This window comes from Clostridium sp. UBA1652 (assembly GCF_002320975.1).
In the GTDB taxonomy this organism is placed as follows: Bacteria; Bacillota; Clostridia; order Clostridiales; family Clostridiaceae; genus Clostridium_T; species Clostridium_T intestinale.
The window spans coordinates 1-17,416 of record NZ_DCLI01000085.1; the positions used below are offsets into that span (position 1 = coordinate 1).

Here is a 17,416-nt window from a genome sequence, read left to right on the forward strand (position 1 = left end):
AAAAACTTTACACTAACATAATATCTATGGAGGAATAAACTATGAAATATTGTAAGAAGTGTAATCATGAGATAAATGATAATGCAAAGTTTTGTACTAGTTGTGGTGAGATGGTTAATACAAACGAAATAAATAATAGAATAAAGGAACCAGTAGAATCAAAGATTAGGTCTTCAGGTAAAAAGAGTTATAAAGTTCTTGTTTCTTCAATTATAGCTATTATGATTGTAGTAATTGCTGGAGTGGCAATATTTATGAAATTAAATTCTAATTCTAAAGATACGGTACAAGGAAATATAACTATAGAAAGTGTAGACTTAGCTGATTACCCGGAGATAAAAATATCTATAACAGCTGAAAATCATGATAAAAATCTATTAGTGAATAATTTTACATTAAAAGAAGGAGATAGGTTTCAAAAAGGCTTGGAACTAACTTCAACTGGAGATGGTGGTAAATATATTATTGCTTATAAAACTTCTAATAAAGATGCAGCTAAAGCAGTGGATATAAGTTTAGCTTATCTAGAGGATGGTAAGGAATTAATATCTACTTATTCTTATACAGCACCAGAAAAAACAAAAGAAACTGTTGTGAGCACAACCAATAATTCAGGTACTAACGTTGTAGATACCTATGACAGCAATGAAATAGATATTAAAGATTTCATGGACAATTATCAAATCGCTTTTGTACAGATGGTAAGATATAAGGATACTTATTATATTAGAGATCTAGTAGATTTAAGTGGCAACTTAATGGATGAGTATACAAATACAATGAAAAGTTATTTAGAACAAGATATAAACGAGGAGATAATAGATCATAAGATTGAGTTGGTAAATAAAGTTAGTGATACTCAATATGAAGTTACAACTTATGAAAAGTATTATATAGATTATGGTAAGGAAAATAAAGAAATGTATATAGATTTTAGAACAATATATGTTCTTAATAAAACAAATTTAGGGTTTAAGATATACAGCATTAAAAAAACAGAGAAAGTAAGCTCTAAATTAGAATCATAAAATCATAGTAGGAAGGGGTAATTTTATAAAATGAAATTTTGTACTAAATGCGGAAAGCAAATTTTACCTAATAAAAATTTTTGTACATACTGTGGAAATATAGTTACAAGTGAAAATATTGAAGAAAAGAATAGAGAGACGATAGAAGAACCTATAATAAAGCAAGATAATATAAAAAAAGTAGAGGTAGTAGAGAAAACAATAAAAAATAGTGATAAATCTGAATCTGTAAAGGTTAAAGAACGATCTATAGATAGTGAAAAGAATAAAAAAAGCTCTACGAAATTAATTCCTAAAATTTTATTAGGTGTTATTTTAGCTTTACTTATATTAGGAGGTATCTTTTTTAAAAACATAAAAGGAGGCTACTATATTTACAAATATAATAATTCAATTATTATATCTGAAAAAATGGAATATGCAACTAAGGCTGTTCAAACATTAAAATCAACTAAAGCTAAAGATTTACTAAAAAATGCTCTTGTGGAAATGTCCAAGACTGATGTTCCTTTAGCAGAAACAAAGCTACAAGAGATTTCAAGTTTTTTATCTCAAGGAGAGTATCAAAGTATTGCAAGTGATATAAAAGAGAAAAAAATAGACAAGCTTTATAGTGAAGGGAAATATAAAGAAGCATTAAAAGAATTTGATGAAGTAAATAAATTAGGTGGAGATTTTAAAGCAAATGAGAATTATGAAGATATAATGTTAAATATTGTCTCTGAATTAACAGGAACAACATTGCAAAGTACAAAGGGGATGCTTCTAAAGAATGCAAATGTCTATTTTGATAATTTCGATGAAGATATCTTTGATGAAATAGTACAATTGGAAAATAGTTATGGTTATAATTCAGAATTAAGTTTGAATTTATATAAATTCTCAAATGGTCAATATAAATTAGTTGATAATGTAACAGTTAATAGTGCTTACTATCCAAAAATTCAAGGAGTATATGATTATGCAAAAGATAAAAAAGGAATCTTTGCATCTTATTCAACATATTCATATAATTCAAATAATGTAGGAACAAGCGTATATGGAGTTACAAACGGAAAACTTGAGCTTAAAGGAACAATATTTGCTAACAATTACACTAAACCTGATGATATAGATAAAGATGGGATCTATGAAGTTTTATCTAATAGTATAAGTGTAATCTCTTCTGCTGACAAAGGAACTTCTAAGTGGTATAAGCTATATGAAGATGCAAGAACTCCTACTGAAGTAGTAGCAACAGCAAAACAAGTGGCAAACAGTAACATAAATACAGGTGATTATATTCTCCCAAACAGCAATAATCAATATCTTAAAGAGAGTGATTTAGAAGGTTTAAGTAAGGAACAGTTAGCTTTAGCAAGAAATGAAATATTTGCTCGTCATGGATATGTATTTACAATGGATGAATTTAAAAATTATTTTACTACTAAGAGTTGGTATTCTCCAAATCCAAGCTATGATGGAAGTGATTCAACTTTAAATGAATATGAAATAGCAAATTATAAAATGATACAAGAATTGGAGAAAAAATAATGAGAAAAGTAATACTTGGAATGTTATCTATCTTCATTATATTTGCATTAAATGGATGCTCTAATAAGGTGGAAAAAGATGCAGTGGAGGAAACTGTTAATAGTAATATTTCTGAAGAACAATTAGAAGAAGAGGTTTCAAAGGAAGATAGTGAAAATATATCACAAGAAGCAAATCCTGAAGCAAAGGAAGAAAAAAATGAAGCTAAGGTCACTGTTCAAAAAGTAGTGGTTGTAGATCCAGGACATTCTTCTAATGGAAATAGAGAACAAGAAAGAAATTCTCCAGATTCTGACCTTATGAAAATTAAAGATCCAGGGGGAGCACAAGGAGTAGTTTCTAGAACACCCGAATATGTTGTAGCTATGAGTGTGTCATTAAAGTTAAAAGCTAAGCTTGAACAAAATGGAATTAAGGTTATTATGACAAAAACTCAAGATGGTGAAAGTCCAGGAAATATAGATAGAGCAGAAGTTGGAAATAAAAACAATGCTGATTTAGCTATAAGAATTCACTGCGATTCTGCAGATAGTAAAAGCGCAAAGGGTGCATCTATGTTAGTACCAGCGCCGGTAGGTTATGCAAAAGATGTAAGTGAAGTTAGTAAGAAGTATGGACAGATAATACTAAATGATTTAATTGCTACGGTGGGAATGAATAATAGAGGGACAGTAGAAAGAAGTGACCTAACAGGTTTTAATTGGTCTAAGGTTCCTGTAGTCTTAGTTGAGATGGGATTCATGTCTAATCCAGAGGAAGATACGCTTTTAAATAGTGAAGAATATCAAAATAAGTTAGTAGAAGGTTTAAGTAAAGGAATATTAAATGCATTAAAATAATCATTAAATATGATGATAAGAGTATAAGATCATGGAAGTTATTTAAATCCATGATCTTATATTTTTTTTAAAAGACATTGAGATTATTAGTATTACTACTTTATATTAAGAAACTGATACAGGTATTAAAAAAATCGACTAAGTACCTGCACTAAATTTAAAATGCAGGGGTTTAGTTGCGTATTGTAAAAAAAAATATTAAATGTTAAAATAAAGATAAAAATTACTAAGTGCCTGCACTTTATTTAAAGTGCAGGCACTTAATTGAAAAATAGGTGATTGTAATATGATTATAAAATTAGATAAATTAAAGAAAAAATTTTATGAAAAGGATGGCTACTTGACTACCGCTGAGATAATGAAGATTGGGTATAAAAAGTGGTGGATACAAAAGCTTATTAATGATGGTGTTATTGAAAGAGTAAAGAGAGGTTTGTATAAGCTATGTGATGATAGGTATACCTTTTTAGATGAAGAAATTGACATAATAAAAATTGTTCCAATGGGAGTGCTATGCCTTGAATCAGCATTATCATTTCATGAACTTACAACATATACTCCTCATGAGTACAAGATAGCAATAGATCGTAGGTACAAGGTAACACTTCCAGAGTATCCACCAATTAAGATATATTATTATGATAAGAGATATTATGAAATGGGGATACAAGAAGTTTTAAAAGATGGGCATGTAATTAGGGTTTATAACATGGAGAAGACGTTATGTGATTGTTTAAGATATAGAAACAAATTGAGTAATGATATTATCTCTGAAGCATTTAAAGAGTATATGAAAAGTAAAAATAAGAACTTATCACTTTTGATGGAATATGCAAAAGAGTGCAAAGTTAGTAAGATAATTAAAATATATATGGAGGTCTTAATATGACAAAAGATATATCAGCATCTGTAAAAGCAAAGCTCTTAAATATAGCGAGAAGTGAAAAGAGAGCATTTAACACAATATCTCTATTATATATGCAAGAAAGGCTTTTATATAGATTATCTATATCTGAATATAAGGAAAAATTTATTTTAAAAGGGGGACTGCTATTATTTTCAATAAATGAGTTTAAAGGTAGACCAACTAGAGACATCGATTTTTTAGCAGAGGATATTTCAAATGATTTAAACAATATAGAAGAGGCATTTAAAAAGATATGTAGTATAGAGTGTGAAGATGGTATCACATATGATATAGAAAAGATAAGTGTTGAAAGAATAAAAGAGGATGCAGAATATGAAGGGGTAAGAGTAAAGATCAGTTCTCTACTTGGAAAAGCAATAGAATTGATTCAGATAGACATAGGTTTTGGGGATATTGTCGTTCCAGATCCTAAAGAAATGATTTATCCAACTTTATTAAACTTAGAATCACCAAAAGTAATGGTATATTCAAAGGAATCAATAATTGCAGAAAAATTTGAAGCTATGGTAAGCTTAACTGTATTTAATTCAAGAATGAAGGATTTCTATGATATTTACACAATTTCTATAAAGGAAGAATTTGATTATGAAACTTTAAAAAGTGCTATAAGTGAAACCTTTGCTAGAAGAGAAACTAACATTGGTAATTATTCAGCTATATTCACAGAGGATTTCATAACAGATCAGTCAAGAATAAATCAATGGAAAACTTTTTTAAAGAGAATTAATTCAACTGAAGAATTGGAATATATAGAAGTCATGAATATCTTGAAAAAGTTTTTAGAACCAATAGCAGCAGGTATACTTGAAGAGGATAGTAGTATGTCTAAATGGAACAAAGATGATTTAAAATGGGTATAAGATAAATATTTTACTTTCAAACGGTACTTTAATATAAAATGCCTCTTGAAAGTAAATAAGGGGAGAGTGTATTATGGCATATAGTTCGTATACAATAAAGAATACAATGGAAATGATAAATGAAAACAAAATATATTTACCTGCAATTCAAAGAAAGTTTGTTTGGAAGCCAAGGCAGATTGAAAAGTTTTTTGATTCAATAATGAGAGGTTATCCAATAGGGACTTTTTTGTTTTGGAGTCTTAAAGAAGAGAATGTAAATAAATATACTTTTTATAAGTTCATTCAAAATTATCATGAAAGAGATAATTATAAAAATGAAATAAGTCCAAAACCTGAGCTTAAGAAGAATATTACGGGAGTTTTAGATGGACAGCAAAGAATAAGTTCAATGTATATAGCCTTACAAGGAACTTATGCATATAAGAAGGCGTATTATAGCTGGAATAATGATAATGCTTTTCCTGTTAAAAAGCTATATCTTAATTTAATAGCTAATAATGATGATGAAAATGAATATGAATTTAAGTTTTTAACAAAAGATGAGGCTAAGGAAATTAACATCAAACATTTATGGTTTGATGTGATAACAGTACTAAAATGGGGACAAGATCCTGAAATAGATGATTATTATGATACGTTAAATGATGTAGCTGAAGGTGAGTTAAAAGAAAAAATAAAGGATAAGGCTGTTAGATCAACTATAAAAAAATCCTTAAGAATATTACATCAAAGAGTAGTACAGGAAGAACTCATAAGCTATTTTGAAATAAAAGAGCAAGAGCTTGATAAAATATTAGATATTTTCATTAGAGTAAATAGTGCAGGAACTGTACTTTCAAAAAGTGATTTACTATTTTCAACTATTGTTGCTCATTGGGAAGAGGGGAGAAATGAGATTGATGCTTTAATTGCAACTTTAAATAAAAAGGGAGAAGGCTTTAGAGTAAATTCAGATTTTATAATGAGAGCTTGTTTAGTTTTAACAGACTTACCAGTATTATTTAAAGTAGAAGGCTTTAAAGAAGAGAATATACTTAAGATTAAGACGCATTGGCAGAATATAAAAACTTCTTTAGAAAAAGCTTTTGATATAATTGCTGAATTTGGATTTAGCTATGAAAACTTAACATCCAATAATGCAGTGATTCCAATTGCATATTATATTATTAATAATGGTTTATGTGGAAATCAAGAAAAATCAGAAATTAGAAAATATATGATACATTCTTTAATAAAGAAAGTTTATGGAAACCAAGGGGATCAAGCTTTAGGACACATGAGAGAAGCTTTAAAAAGTGCTATAACTCAAAATAATAAATTTGTATTTTCAGATTTAGCTATAGAATTTGAATCTAAGAGTAGAAAAGAATTAATTATAACAGCTGATGATATAGAGGAAATTTTAGAATATAAAAAAGGTGCATATACATTTATGATATTGTCCATATTATATCCTCAATTAAAACTTGGACAAGTTAAATTCCATCAAGATCATATACATCCTGCAAGCTTTTTCACAGATTCAAAACTAAAGAACTTAAATTTACCAAAAGATGAGGTTGCTAAATGGCAAGATATGAAAGATAGATTACCTAACTTACAACTGTTAGAAGGAAGAGAGAATGAAAGTAAGAACAATGTATCGTTTAAAGACTGGTTAAATAATTTAGATTCTTATGGACTTCCTAAAATAAAAGATATAATCAAGTATAAGAATGATAATTATATTGATATAAATGAAAAAGAAGATATTAATAATTTTAAGACATTTTATAATTCTAGAAAGAGTATTTTAAGAAATGAAATTAAAAATAAGCTAAAGTAATAATATAAAATTTGATTCAGAAGATGAAGTTAATAATAAAAATACTTGCCTCTGTAGCAGATGTTTTTATTATGAGATTTAGTATATATTTTATATTTATATAATTACAAGTTTTCATAACCCTTAAAATCACAAAGTTTTTCAGATGTAATTTCAAGGGTTATATTTAAAAAAATTAACACTATAATTAACACTTCTAAAGTGTTGATTGATAAATATATATAAAACACAATTCTGCATGAAGCCAGTATCTTCAATATTTTTGAGACTTAATAAATATCTAGTGCTACCCCGACCACCTTTAGAAAAGGCTCTATTACTCGTATTAATCCCGGTAATAGAGCCTTTTTACTTATACTTTTTTGCGTGGTAACACCACTGGATCTGATTTATTTGAATTAAGCGAGCGTTCTTCAATGATAATATTTTCTTCTTTCTGTATATATTCTGTATCCTTTGCTTTCTCATATACAACGATTCCATTAATTTTAATTGATAAGATGTTTTCCTCTAACATTACAATTCCCCCCCAACTTAATGTGAAGTAATGTTCTAAATATCTATTTTTATAGAACATAGAAAGGTTGTTAAAAATTTAATAAACTTATATGGTTTTATATAATATTACATAAATATTTAACAAATGTAAATATATGGAGGAAAAATTAAGAAAATTATAATAAAAGAATCCAAATCTGAAGAATTGTAATTTTTTAGCAATACTTTTTCAGATTTAGATTGATAATAAACTATAACAGATAAATAATTACTCTGTAGGTTCTTTGGCGTTTTTAATTAGTGTTTCTACATCAAACCCAACAGCTTTAAGTTGATTTATAAGATTTTGTACCTCTTTATCTGATAATTTATGAAGGTGATTTTTAGATATTTCAATCTCTATTACCTTACCATCAACTTTAGATTTATATACGGTTGAATTTGATTCAACTTTACGAATATCTGAATTACCTATAAGATAATCTAAATTAACGTTAAAATAGTTTGCAAAATCTTTTAATGCATCTATCTCTGGAATTCTTTTATTGTTTTCGTATTGAGAAACTGCTGATCTAGTAAAAGAGTAATGATATTTATTATTAAAGTCATTAATTAATTCTTCTTGCTTTAAATTTTTTTCTAATCTAAGTGTTTTAAATCTTTCTCCAAAAGTACTCAAAATATCACCTCCTATCATAATTGTAAAACAAGTTAACACTAATAGAAACTTTTGTAACGATAAGAATACATTATTTTGTAGAAATATTAAAAAGCTTATTGACTGTTTTATTTGTGTTACATATAATTAACTCATAAAGTAACGAGAATAGCACATAAAAGGAGGTGCAAGTGCGGCAAATCTTACATTTATATCTTTAGGAGTAGGAAAGACCGTACTCTTAAAGATATGAAAAAATTTTATAGAAAAAGGTAACACAAAAGATACATTTGGTGTTTGGTATTAGTTTTTGTAAAAGATTCATTTAATATGAAAAGAAATGTATGGAGGAAATCACCAAAATATTATAAATCAAAATGAATTAAGGAGAAAATGATTTTGAATATTAAAATTCTACAAGATTATATAAAAAGGTGTACACATATGAAGATTACTCCAACATGGAAGGGCTTAAAAAATTTCAAGTGGTTTTATTTTTAAATGAAGGAGAGGGTTTTATGGCTGATAATAGGAAATATTACTATCTGAAACTAAAGGATAATTTTTTTGACAGTGAAGAAATAAAGATATTAGAAAGCTTACCCAATGGTATATATTACTCAAATCTCTTAATTAAATTATATTTAAAATCCTTAAAGTATGACGGGGCGCTTAGATTTAATGATTTTATACCCTATGATGAGAATATGATAGCAACAATAACTAATTTAAATATAGATACGGTTAAAAGTGGACTTAACATATTAAACTCTATGAAGCTTATAGAAAGGCTGGATGATGGCACTATGTACATGATGAATATACAAAGTTTTATAGGTAAATCCAGTAGTGAGGCTGATAGAAAGAGACTTTATAGAGAAAGAATAGAAGAGGAAAAGACCTTAATCGGTCAAGGTAAAAGGGAAAATAGTGGACAAATGTCACAAAAAAGTCCTAAAGATGTCTCAGAAACCAATGGGACATTCTTGGACAAACATTCACTAGAGAGAGCTAGATAATAAAGATAAAGATAAAGAGTTAGAGTTTAGAGAGAGAGATAGAGATAGAGAAAAAGAAAGTTCCAATAATCATAATGAAGATATAGAAAGTCTCTCTCAAGGTCTATTAAGTTACTTTAGTGGTATAACAGGGGATACAGAAGAAATCTCAATAACAGAAGTTAAGGTATCTATAGCTAAGTACGGAGTTGAGCATGTAAAGATGGCTATGAACACTGCATTAAAGAGAAGTAAACCTACTATGAAATATATAAATGGGATACTTAGAAATTGGGAGAAAGAAGGGTATCCACTTAAAGGGGAGGAGGATTTTAATGGAGGCATTAACGAGAATAATGAAACAGGTACAGGAGAGAAGTACAACCTTAAAAAGCAATGGGGAAGAACACTCACTGAAAAAGAAAGAAATGAAATATGTGAAGAAATCTTATAAATGTGAAAAGTGTCGTGATACTGGTTGGATATTAGTTCCTCAAAGTAATAGTGCACCTATAGCAATTAGCTGCAAATGCAGAGAACTAGATAAGATAAAAAATGATTGGAAGAGATCAGGAATAAAGATAGAACAAAATAACCTAACATTTTCAAATTTCTCTGTTTGGAATGAAAGCTCTAGAAAGGCTAGGGACATAGCACTAGCATATTATAAAGACTTTAGTTCCATAAGAACCTTTAGGAAAAACAGTATCCTCTTTTGTGGACAAGTTGGTGGAGGAAAAACACATCTATCAATTGCATTAGCTTTAAACTTTTTAAAGAAAGGTATAAAGGTTGTGTATATGCCTTATAGGGATAGCATTATGAAAATTAAGCAAAATATAATGGATGATGAATACTATCAGAAGATAATTTCTAAATATCAACTCGCAGAAGTGCTCCTTATAGATGATTTATTTAAGGGAAAGATTAGTGAATCTGATATAAGCATAATATTTGAGATTATTAACTATAGATATCTAAATAATCTCCCTATGATAATTAGTACAGAATGTGTATTAGAGAAGCTTCTTAACATTGATGAAGCCATAGGTTCCAGAATATATGAGATGTGCAAGGGGTATATTATGGAGATTCAGAAGGCGAGCGGTAATAATTATAGGCTGAGGTAGGGGACAGTGAGTATGAGTTTAAGCATGAGGAATCTTGATTTTGTATGGGAGATTTTGATTAGGGATTTGAAATTATAGCTAAGAAGTAAGTTGCTTAATCATTGAATCATAAATTATGCTATAATTACTTCATATAAATTCGCTTATACAAGGAGGTCTAAATGCCTAGAACACGGAAAATAGCCTTCTAAAATAGAATAAAAAATTTTAGGAGGCTATTGATATAAAAGAAGAATTAAATATTGATAATAAAAAAATATGATTTCTTTTTAATTAATAATAAACTAAGTGATGCTGAACTAACTAAAGGAATTAATAATAAATATAAAATTAATAGGGTAGGTTATGGTAGTGGTTCGTTGAGAGATGAAATAAGTAAGACTAATAAAGGTAAATATCTTATATTAAAGGGTAAAAATCCTGATAATAAAATTGCTTATATAAAAGTATTGTTGGATGATAAAGAGTATAGAATTAGTGTTACTGAAAAGGCGTATTATATGGTTTACTGTTAAGTACCTGCTGAAACAGAAAGGACATTTTTAGATATTAATAATGTAAAATTTTACAATAATAGTGAAAATGATATTACAGATGATACATTGAAAGGTTAAAATTAACAACTGGTTTCTCTGATGGGGATCTAGTTGTAGTGAAATAATAATATTAACTGATTAAATATAGATTTTATTGAAAAGTAGTAGGATTTTATAAATCTTGCTACTTTTCTTATTTTAGTTATTGAGAAATATGTGATCTTTAAAAAGTTGAACAATCCTACCTTGGGAAAATATGATACAATTAACCTGTAATTGTAAATGTTAATATACAATGTTTGGGCTATGAGAAAAGAGATTCAGTTAGAACTATATAAAAAATATTATATAAAGTAAATCTCAGCATAAATAAATAAGATTTTCACAAAACTCTAGATATTCTACTTTTACTCTACTAATTCTACCTGTGGTGGGTTTAGATATATTGAGCCTGGAATTATAATTTTATTATAGTAAGGAGGTATAAATATGGATGCAAAAAAAATTGGGGTATTTATAGCGGATGTTAGAAAAAAGAAAAAACTTACACAGGCAGAGCTTGGGGAATATCTAAATGTAACAGACAAAGCAGTCTCAAAATGGGAATGTGGTAAGTGCCTACCTGACAGTTCATTATTCGATGAGATAAGTAAAGTATTGGAGGTTTCAATGAGTGAATTATTAAAAGGTGAATATATTGAACAAGAAAATATAGAGATAGAAAGTAATAAAGCCATAAATCTGCTACTTAATGAAGTTCAAAAATTGAAGAGAAATGAATCGTTGGTTGGAGCTTTATGTGCACTATTAATATCATTTATAACAGCTATTTATTCTGCTATATGGCAACCTGGTACAAAATTTTATCAACAATTTTTCTCTGGATTTATTGAAGCAATAAGTGGTTCATGCCTTGTTTTAGGAATATTACTTATATTTTATACATGGGTTAAGTATTCAGGAAAAAAATAATATTAGGTAGATATGGGAGGTTTAAAATGATTAGGATTAGGAATGAAGAAAAAACAGATTATGAGAAGGTTGAAGAAATCACAAGAAAAGCCTTTTGGAACTTATATGTCCCTGGATGTTATGAACATTATTTAGTTCATATTATGAGGTCCCACAAAGATTTTATTCCAGAGTTAGACTTCGTCATTGAAGTTGATAATGAAATAATCGGGAATGTCATGTATACAAAAACAAGGCTAGTTGATGAGTCTGGGGAAGAAAAAGATATCCTTACTTTTGGTCCAGTTTGCATTGTACCAGAATATCAGAGAAAGGGATATGGAAAAAAGCTATTAGAGTATTCTTTTGAAAAGGCTATAGCACTTGGTTATGATGTGATCGTAATATTCGGAAACCCTGGGAATTATGTAAGTCGTGGATTTAAGAGCTGTAAAAAGAAAAATGTGTGTCTTGAGAATGGGACATATCCGTCGCCAATGATGGTTAAAGAACTAAAAGAAGGAGTATTGGATGGCAGGAAGTATGTTTATTATGAGAGTCCTGTATTTGAGATAGATGAAAAAGATGTAGTAAGCTTTGATGAAGGTTTGGAAAAGTGGGAGAAAAAATACCATCCAAGTCAAGAAGAGTTTTATATTCACAGTCATTCTATTATACAGTAATTTAAATCTAATGGGATAAGAATAAAACAAGGAGGAGTAGTTATGAAAAGATCAATGATGCAAGCATATGTTACAAAAAGCGATGAGGCTGTGGCTCTTTATCAAAAGGCTTTTAATGCAGTTCTTATTAGCAGCTATCCAAATGAAGATGGAACATTTTTTCATTCAGAACTAGATATTGAAGGGGAAATTTTAGCTGTGGCAGAACGAAATTCAGAATATGCTATTACTGGTAAGGAAACTATTACTGGCAATGTAATGCAGTTTTGTTTACATTATGGAGAAGGCAATGAAGAAAAGGTGCGGAAAGCATATGAAGTGTTAAAAAGTGATGCTGAAATTTTGATGCCCCTTGCACCATGTGAATTCAGTTCACTTATGGCAGATTTCATTGATAAATATGGTATTAGATGGTGCTTGTTTGTATAACACGACTTTTTAGGTAAAGAATAAAATTGTTTTTTAATTATATATACTTAAATTCGCAAAAAAAGAGGGACCGTTGCACTAATTACTTAGCGCAGCATCCCTTTTTTATATTGCAAGAAAATTTAAATTACTTTAAGTCAAAATACCAAACGGAGGTAAAGGAAGTTTAGTTTATTTATTAACAAATGGTTAATAAATGATGAACAAAAGGTAAAATATATATTTAAATTAAGAAAAGTTGTGTACGTAATATTTTACATATAAAATTAAGAGTGTATAAAACTGCTACACACTTAAGAAAAAGATAAAAATGATTTTGAACACTAGAATAAGTGTATCTATATAATTAATTAAATAGTGTACAAATAGATAATACAGTGTATTAAAAAGCTATGAAAAATGAGCATTTTAGCGTTGTTGACACACTGAAATTCATATAGTATCTTTTATCTATAGTATTAAGTGTATAGCTTCTTTGGGAGGTATTTTGATGAAGACAAATAGAGAAATAATTCTTCAATTCATGAAAGAGAATTCAGACTCAACCAATTATGAAATATCTAAAGGGGTATCTACACAATACTTATCTGAATGTTTAGTTATGCAGAGGACCAATATAAGCAGTATATTAAATGCATTGGTTAAAGAAGGGATTGTTGAAAAGATTAATGGTCGACCGGTTCTATATAAAATTAGAACAAAACACTCTCTCCAAAATGGAGAACAATCTTGCTTTAATCAATTAATTGGTTGTGACGGAAGTCTTAAGAATGCAGTTCAATTGGCCAAGGCTGCAATTCTTTATCCACAACATAGCTTACATTCATTAATACTAGGACCATCAGGAGCAGGTAAAAGTTATTTTGCTAATTTAATGTACCATTTTGCAATTGAGAATAAAATCATAAAAGAGGATGCTCCATTTATTAAATTTAACTGTAACACCTATAATGACAATTCAAAACTTATGATTGAAGAGCTGTTTGGAAAAGATAGAGATAATTTTGTGGAACAGGCTAGAGGAGGAGTACTATTTATCGATAATATTGAGTTACTTCCTACTATTGGAAGAGATAATCTAGTCAGAATAGTTGAAAATAACAACAATATGAAAAATAATATCGATGTTATCATAATATGTGCAATGAATGACAACGTAAACAAAAATTTAATTGATACTTATAACAGCTATTTTTCAATTAAGATTCAAATATCAAAGTTAGAAGAGCGGACATTAAAAGAAAGACTTGAAATGATTGAAAGGTTCTTTTCAATAGAAGCTAAGAGGAGTAATAAAATTCTTAATATTAACTCGGAACTTATGATATGCTTATTACTTTATAATTGTGAAGCAAATATAAAACAATTGATGAGAGATATTCAATTAGGGTGTGCCAATGCATATGTAAGAGAATTTAATACTGAAAAAAACAACATATGGATTTACATGTCAGACTTTCCGTATAATGTGAGGACTGGACTACTAAATTTTAAAAATCATAAAAATGATATAAAAGAGCTGATATCTGATAATTATGAGTATAAGTTTTCAATAACAGAATCTACTATTACTTCTATTAATGAAAAAAGTTTAACAGATCAAAAGAGTATGTACGATTGGATAGATGAGAAAGTAAAAGAGCTTAGACAAAGGGGAATTGAAGAACAGGATATAAATACAATAATAAGTATAGATATTGAAACTGAGTTTAAGGAGTATAGTAAAAGACTAACCAATCAAGTTATTAATGAAGATCAGCTATCAGAAATCGTAAATAGTCGTATTATAACAATGGTCAAAGAATTTTTAGAAAAGGCAACACAGAAATTCAATAAGGTATATCCTGTATCAATATTCTATAGCTTGTGTTTGCATTTGAACTCAACTTTGAGCAGAAAAAATAGAGGACAAAGATTAAGCAACGAACAAATAATGGAGATTATAACAAGATATAATGATGAATATGGGTATTGTATGAAGTTTATAAGTCTTTTGGAAAGAGAATTTAATGTGAGGCTTCCAATAGATGAAGTAGTATTTATAACAATGTTTATGACCAAAGATTCATTAGAAATAGAAAAAAGACATCCAGTAGTTTTAGTTGCACTTCATGGAGATTCGGCTGCAAGTTCAATTGTTAATGTAGTTAATTTTATGAGTAGTAATAAAACCTATGCTTATGATATGCCTTTAGATAAAAGTACTAATATAGCTTACGAAGAGTTGAAATCCTTAATAATAAAAATACATCAAGGAAAAGGAGTATTTGTCATATATGATATGGGATCATTTAAAACATTATTTGAAATGATTTCAGCAGAGACAGGAATAGAGATTAAGTTGTTGCAAGTCCCTATTACTTTGATAGCACTAGATTGTACTAGGAAAGTTATGGTGGATGCAAGCTTAAATGATATTCATAATAATTTAATGAACAGTTACACTTCTTTATTACCTATAAACCAAGAGAACTATTATAAAGTAAATAGTGAAAAAGTAATCCTGACTTTATGTATGAGTGGTAAAGGAGCTGCTATTCAGATAAAAAGCTATATTGAAAAACATATACAGCTTAATGATATTCAAGTTATTCCTTTATCAGGTATAGATAAAGATGTATTAATAGAAGAGGTTAATAATTTTAAAGAGAAATACGATATACTTTGCGTTATAGGAGGATATGATCCAGAGCTTTTAGGGATACGCTATCTACCAATCACAGATATTTTTCAAAATGAGGCAAGGGAGTTAAAGCAATTACTTAATTTAAATTCAAGCAATATTGAATTTAATGATAACTTTGATGCAATTTTTAATCATTTAAAAGAAGAATTGGTATTGGTTGATATAGACAAGCTAAAGATACATTTGATTAAAATAATTGATGAAATAAATCATACGCAAGGGTGTAATTTTACTCAGGAGCAAAGGCTAGCATTAATGATACACATAGCTTGCTGTATAGAACGTATACACGAAAAAGCAATCATACCAGTAAAGGTTTTTAAGGATGATATAATTAGCAAAAACTATGACTTATATAAATGCATAAAGAAAAATCTTTCAATTATAGAAGAAGAGTTCAATGTAAAATTTGACGATAATGAATTTGCAAATTTAATATCTATAATTAAAATGTCTAATAAAGGGTAGATAATGAAAAAGAATTACCTTTAAACCGTACGTTATTATATTAAAGTAAGGAGAAATGAAATATGTCTAACATAATGGAAACCATGGAAAAAAAGGTTATGCCGCCAATGGCTAAATTAAATAAAAATAAAGTCATAAAAGCCCTTACAATGGGAATGATGTCCACAATGCCACTTACTCTTGGAACCTGCTTAATAGCAATAGCAGTAAATTTTCCGCTAAAGTCTTGGACTGATTTTCTTGCAAAAACTGGAGTAGATGTGCACATGAATGCCGTTATTAATGGGACAACCCAGCTTATGGCATTATACATTGTATTTGCTATTGCATATAATTATGCAAAGTTAAAAGGACATGATGGCATGACAGCTAGTATGTTGTCTTTAGGTTCATATATTATTCTAATGCCACAACAAGTTATGGTTGATAATGCACCAATACTTGCACTAACAAAAAACTATTTAGGAAGTACAGCTATTTTTGGTGGAATGATTATAGCCTTACTAGTAACACATTTATATTGTTATCTCGATAAAAAAGGTCTTGTAATTAAAATGCCTGATAGCGTACCTGAAATGGTGTCTAAATCATTAAGTCCAACTTTTATAGCAATAATAGTTTTTATAGTTGTATTGTTTGCACGTATTGGTTTTGATGCTACAACATATGGTAATGTATACGATTTTATTAATGGAACAATAGGATCACCAATAATGAAATTTGGAGCATCACCTTGGTCTGTTGTAATTGTATTTATGATTATAAATTTCTTATGGTTCTTCGGAATACATCCTAACACTATATTAAGTGTATATATGCCAGTACTTATAACGGCTGGTACAGCAAATATTGCTGCATTCCAATCAGGACAACCATTACCGTATTTTGCCTTCTCAGCAATAGCAGCATATATAGGACTTGGAGGAGCTGGGTCAACTTTAGGATTAGCATTTTGTATGCTTACTGCAAAGTCAGAACGTTATAAGACAATGGGAAAACTAGCTATTGTACCATCATTATTTAATATTAATGAACCATTAATATTTGGGGTACCTATAATGTTTAATCCTATTTACTTTATTCCAATGCTTTTATCTACACCAGTAGGTGCCTTAGTTGGTGTGATATTTATTAAGCTTGGAGCTCATGCTAAAATGAATCCATCAATTAGCTTACCTTGGACAATGCCATCCCCAGTAGGGGCTGCTATTACAACCGGATTATTTGCATCTTTAGGTATCTGTTGTGCTATCTTAGCTGTAACGTTATTATACTTCCCATTCTTCAAATATGCAGATAGACAAGCTTTGAAAGAAGAGTCTATTGGTGAATAAGAGTATTTAATAGTATCAGTAAATTAATA

At 28.8% G+C, this 17,416-nt stretch carries 17 protein-coding genes; 15 read left to right on the forward strand and 2 right to left on the reverse strand.

Annotated features, from left to right (window positions below; all coding sequences use genetic code 11):
• Nucleotides 1-41 precede the first annotated feature (41 nt).
• The 6 genes from B3N22_RS17775 (at nucleotide 42) to B3N22_RS17800 (ending at nucleotide 7,016) form a co-directional block, all read left to right on the forward strand.
• The gene (locus tag B3N22_RS17775; RefSeq protein WP_286909133.1) at nucleotides 42-1,028 is read left to right on the forward strand and encodes a zinc ribbon domain-containing protein; all 987 of its coding nucleotides are present in this window, start codon (nucleotides 42-44) and stop codon (nucleotides 1,026-1,028) included.
• A gap of 30 nt (nucleotides 1,029-1,058) precedes the next feature.
• A complete protein-coding gene (locus B3N22_RS17780) occupies nucleotides 1,059-2,561 on the forward strand; it encodes a YARHG domain-containing protein (RefSeq protein ID WP_286909134.1) in 1,503 nt (500 codons plus the stop codon).
• On the forward strand, nucleotides 2,561-3,400 hold the full coding sequence (locus B3N22_RS17785; protein ID WP_286909136.1) for an N-acetylmuramoyl-L-alanine amidase family protein: 840 nt from the start codon (nucleotides 2,561-2,563) through the stop codon (nucleotides 3,398-3,400). The genes B3N22_RS17780 and B3N22_RS17785 overlap by 1 nt, the downstream gene beginning before the upstream one ends.
• Before the next feature lie 286 nt (nucleotides 3,401-3,686).
• Entirely contained in the window at nucleotides 3,687-4,289 is a 603-nt protein-coding gene (locus B3N22_RS17790) for a type IV toxin-antitoxin system AbiEi family antitoxin domain-containing protein (RefSeq protein WP_286909138.1), read from the forward strand.
• On the forward strand, nucleotides 4,286-5,188 hold the full coding sequence (locus B3N22_RS17795; protein WP_286909140.1) for a nucleotidyl transferase AbiEii/AbiGii toxin family protein: 903 nt from the start codon (nucleotides 4,286-4,288) through the stop codon (nucleotides 5,186-5,188). Before B3N22_RS17790 ends, B3N22_RS17795 begins: the two co-directional genes overlap by 4 nt.
• A gap of 73 nt (nucleotides 5,189-5,261) precedes the next feature.
• Nucleotides 5,262-7,016, forward strand: coding sequence for a DUF262 domain-containing protein (locus B3N22_RS17800; RefSeq protein ID WP_286909142.1), 1,755 nt, complete (start codon nucleotides 5,262-5,264; stop codon nucleotides 7,014-7,016).
• A gap of 352 nt (nucleotides 7,017-7,368) precedes the next feature.
• Here the strand turns inward: B3N22_RS17800 and B3N22_RS17805 are convergent, their stop codons facing one another.
• Both B3N22_RS17805 and B3N22_RS17810 read right to left on the reverse strand, forming a co-directional pair.
• Entirely contained in the window at nucleotides 7,369-7,533 is a 165-nt protein-coding gene (locus B3N22_RS17805; protein ID WP_286909143.1) for a hypothetical protein, read from the reverse strand.
• A gap of 249 nt (nucleotides 7,534-7,782) precedes the next feature.
• Entirely contained in the window at nucleotides 7,783-8,193 is a 411-nt protein-coding gene (locus B3N22_RS17810) for a helix-turn-helix domain-containing protein (RefSeq protein ID WP_073017670.1), read from the reverse strand.
• A 497-nt stretch (nucleotides 8,194-8,690) separates the two neighbouring features.
• On the opposite strand from B3N22_RS17810, the gene B3N22_RS17815 reads away from it, so the two are divergent.
• The 9 genes from B3N22_RS17815 (at nucleotide 8,691) to B3N22_RS17850 (ending at nucleotide 17,387) form a co-directional block, all read left to right on the forward strand.
• Nucleotides 8,691-9,191 carry a phage replisome organizer N-terminal domain-containing protein gene (locus tag B3N22_RS17815; RefSeq protein ID WP_286909146.1) on the forward strand — a complete coding sequence of 167 codons (501 nt, stop codon included), beginning with the start codon at nucleotides 8,691-8,693 and terminating at the stop codon, nucleotides 9,189-9,191.
• A 172-nt stretch (nucleotides 9,192-9,363) separates the two neighbouring features.
• Nucleotides 9,364-9,624, forward strand: a complete 261-nt coding sequence (locus B3N22_RS23730) for a DnaD domain protein (protein ID WP_414632246.1) — start codon at nucleotides 9,364-9,366, stop codon at nucleotides 9,622-9,624.
• Entirely contained in the window at nucleotides 9,506-10,300 is a 795-nt protein-coding gene (locus B3N22_RS17820; RefSeq protein ID WP_414632244.1) for an ATP-binding protein, read from the forward strand. The genes B3N22_RS23730 and B3N22_RS17820 overlap by 119 nt, the downstream gene beginning before the upstream one ends.
• Before the next feature lie 242 nt (nucleotides 10,301-10,542).
• The gene (locus B3N22_RS17825) at nucleotides 10,543-10,815 is read left to right on the forward strand and encodes a hypothetical protein (protein WP_286909148.1); all 273 of its coding nucleotides are present in this window, start codon (nucleotides 10,543-10,545) and stop codon (nucleotides 10,813-10,815) included.
• A gap of 510 nt (nucleotides 10,816-11,325) precedes the next feature.
• The gene (locus B3N22_RS17830; protein WP_286909150.1) at nucleotides 11,326-11,808 is read left to right on the forward strand and encodes a helix-turn-helix domain-containing protein; all 483 of its coding nucleotides are present in this window, start codon (nucleotides 11,326-11,328) and stop codon (nucleotides 11,806-11,808) included.
• 26 nt (nucleotides 11,809-11,834) lie between these two features.
• Nucleotides 11,835-12,470, forward strand: coding sequence for a GNAT family N-acetyltransferase (locus tag B3N22_RS17835; RefSeq protein ID WP_286909152.1), 636 nt, complete (start codon nucleotides 11,835-11,837; stop codon nucleotides 12,468-12,470).
• A gap of 42 nt (nucleotides 12,471-12,512) precedes the next feature.
• Complete coding sequence (locus tag B3N22_RS17840; protein ID WP_286909154.1) at nucleotides 12,513-12,899, forward strand: VOC family protein; 387 nt, start codon at nucleotides 12,513-12,515, stop codon at nucleotides 12,897-12,899.
• Between the two features lie 490 nt (nucleotides 12,900-13,389).
• Nucleotides 13,390-16,053, forward strand: a complete 2,664-nt coding sequence (locus B3N22_RS17845) for a PRD domain-containing protein (RefSeq protein ID WP_286909156.1) — start codon at nucleotides 13,390-13,392, stop codon at nucleotides 16,051-16,053.
• Between the two features lie 62 nt (nucleotides 16,054-16,115).
• Nucleotides 16,116-17,387, forward strand: a complete 1,272-nt coding sequence (locus tag B3N22_RS17850) for a PTS sugar transporter subunit IIC (RefSeq protein ID WP_286909158.1) — start codon at nucleotides 16,116-16,118, stop codon at nucleotides 17,385-17,387.
• Nucleotides 17,388-17,416 lie beyond the last annotated feature (29 nt).

Excerpts from the sequence above, each read along its gene's own strand:
- B3N22_RS17850 (WP_286909158.1), top strand. The coding sequence starts at position 16,116 with ATGTCTAACATAATGGAAACCATGGAAAAAAAGGTTATGCCGCCAATG.
- B3N22_RS17845 (WP_286909156.1), top strand. The coding sequence starts at position 13,390 with ATGAAGACAAATAGAGAAATAATTCTTCAATTCATGAAAGAGAATTCA.
- B3N22_RS17775 (WP_286909133.1), top strand. The coding sequence starts at position 42 with ATGAAATATTGTAAGAAGTGTAATCATGAGATAAATGATAATGCAAAG.
- B3N22_RS17795 (WP_286909140.1), top strand. The coding sequence starts at position 4,286 with ATGACAAAAGATATATCAGCATCTGTAAAAGCAAAGCTCTTAAATATA.
- B3N22_RS17815 (WP_286909146.1), top strand. The coding sequence starts at position 8,691 with ATGGCTGATAATAGGAAATATTACTATCTGAAACTAAAGGATAATTTT.
- B3N22_RS17780 (WP_286909134.1), top strand. The coding sequence starts at position 1,059 with ATGAAATTTTGTACTAAATGCGGAAAGCAAATTTTACCTAATAAAAAT.
- B3N22_RS17820 (WP_414632244.1), top strand. The coding sequence starts at position 9,506 with ATGGAGGCATTAACGAGAATAATGAAACAGGTACAGGAGAGAAGTACA.
- B3N22_RS17790 (WP_286909138.1), top strand. The coding sequence starts at position 3,687 with ATGATTATAAAATTAGATAAATTAAAGAAAAAATTTTATGAAAAGGAT.
- B3N22_RS17835 (WP_286909152.1), top strand. The coding sequence starts at position 11,835 with ATGATTAGGATTAGGAATGAAGAAAAAACAGATTATGAGAAGGTTGAA.
- B3N22_RS17800 (WP_286909142.1), top strand. The coding sequence starts at position 5,262 with ATGGCATATAGTTCGTATACAATAAAGAATACAATGGAAATGATAAAT.
- B3N22_RS17840 (WP_286909154.1), top strand. The coding sequence starts at position 12,513 with ATGAAAAGATCAATGATGCAAGCATATGTTACAAAAAGCGATGAGGCT.
- B3N22_RS17830 (WP_286909150.1), top strand. The coding sequence starts at position 11,326 with ATGGATGCAAAAAAAATTGGGGTATTTATAGCGGATGTTAGAAAAAAG.
- B3N22_RS17785 (WP_286909136.1), top strand. The coding sequence starts at position 2,561 with ATGAGAAAAGTAATACTTGGAATGTTATCTATCTTCATTATATTTGCA.
- B3N22_RS17805 (WP_286909143.1), bottom strand. The coding sequence starts at position 7,533 with ATGTTAGAGGAAAACATCTTATCAATTAAAATTAATGGAATCGTTGTA.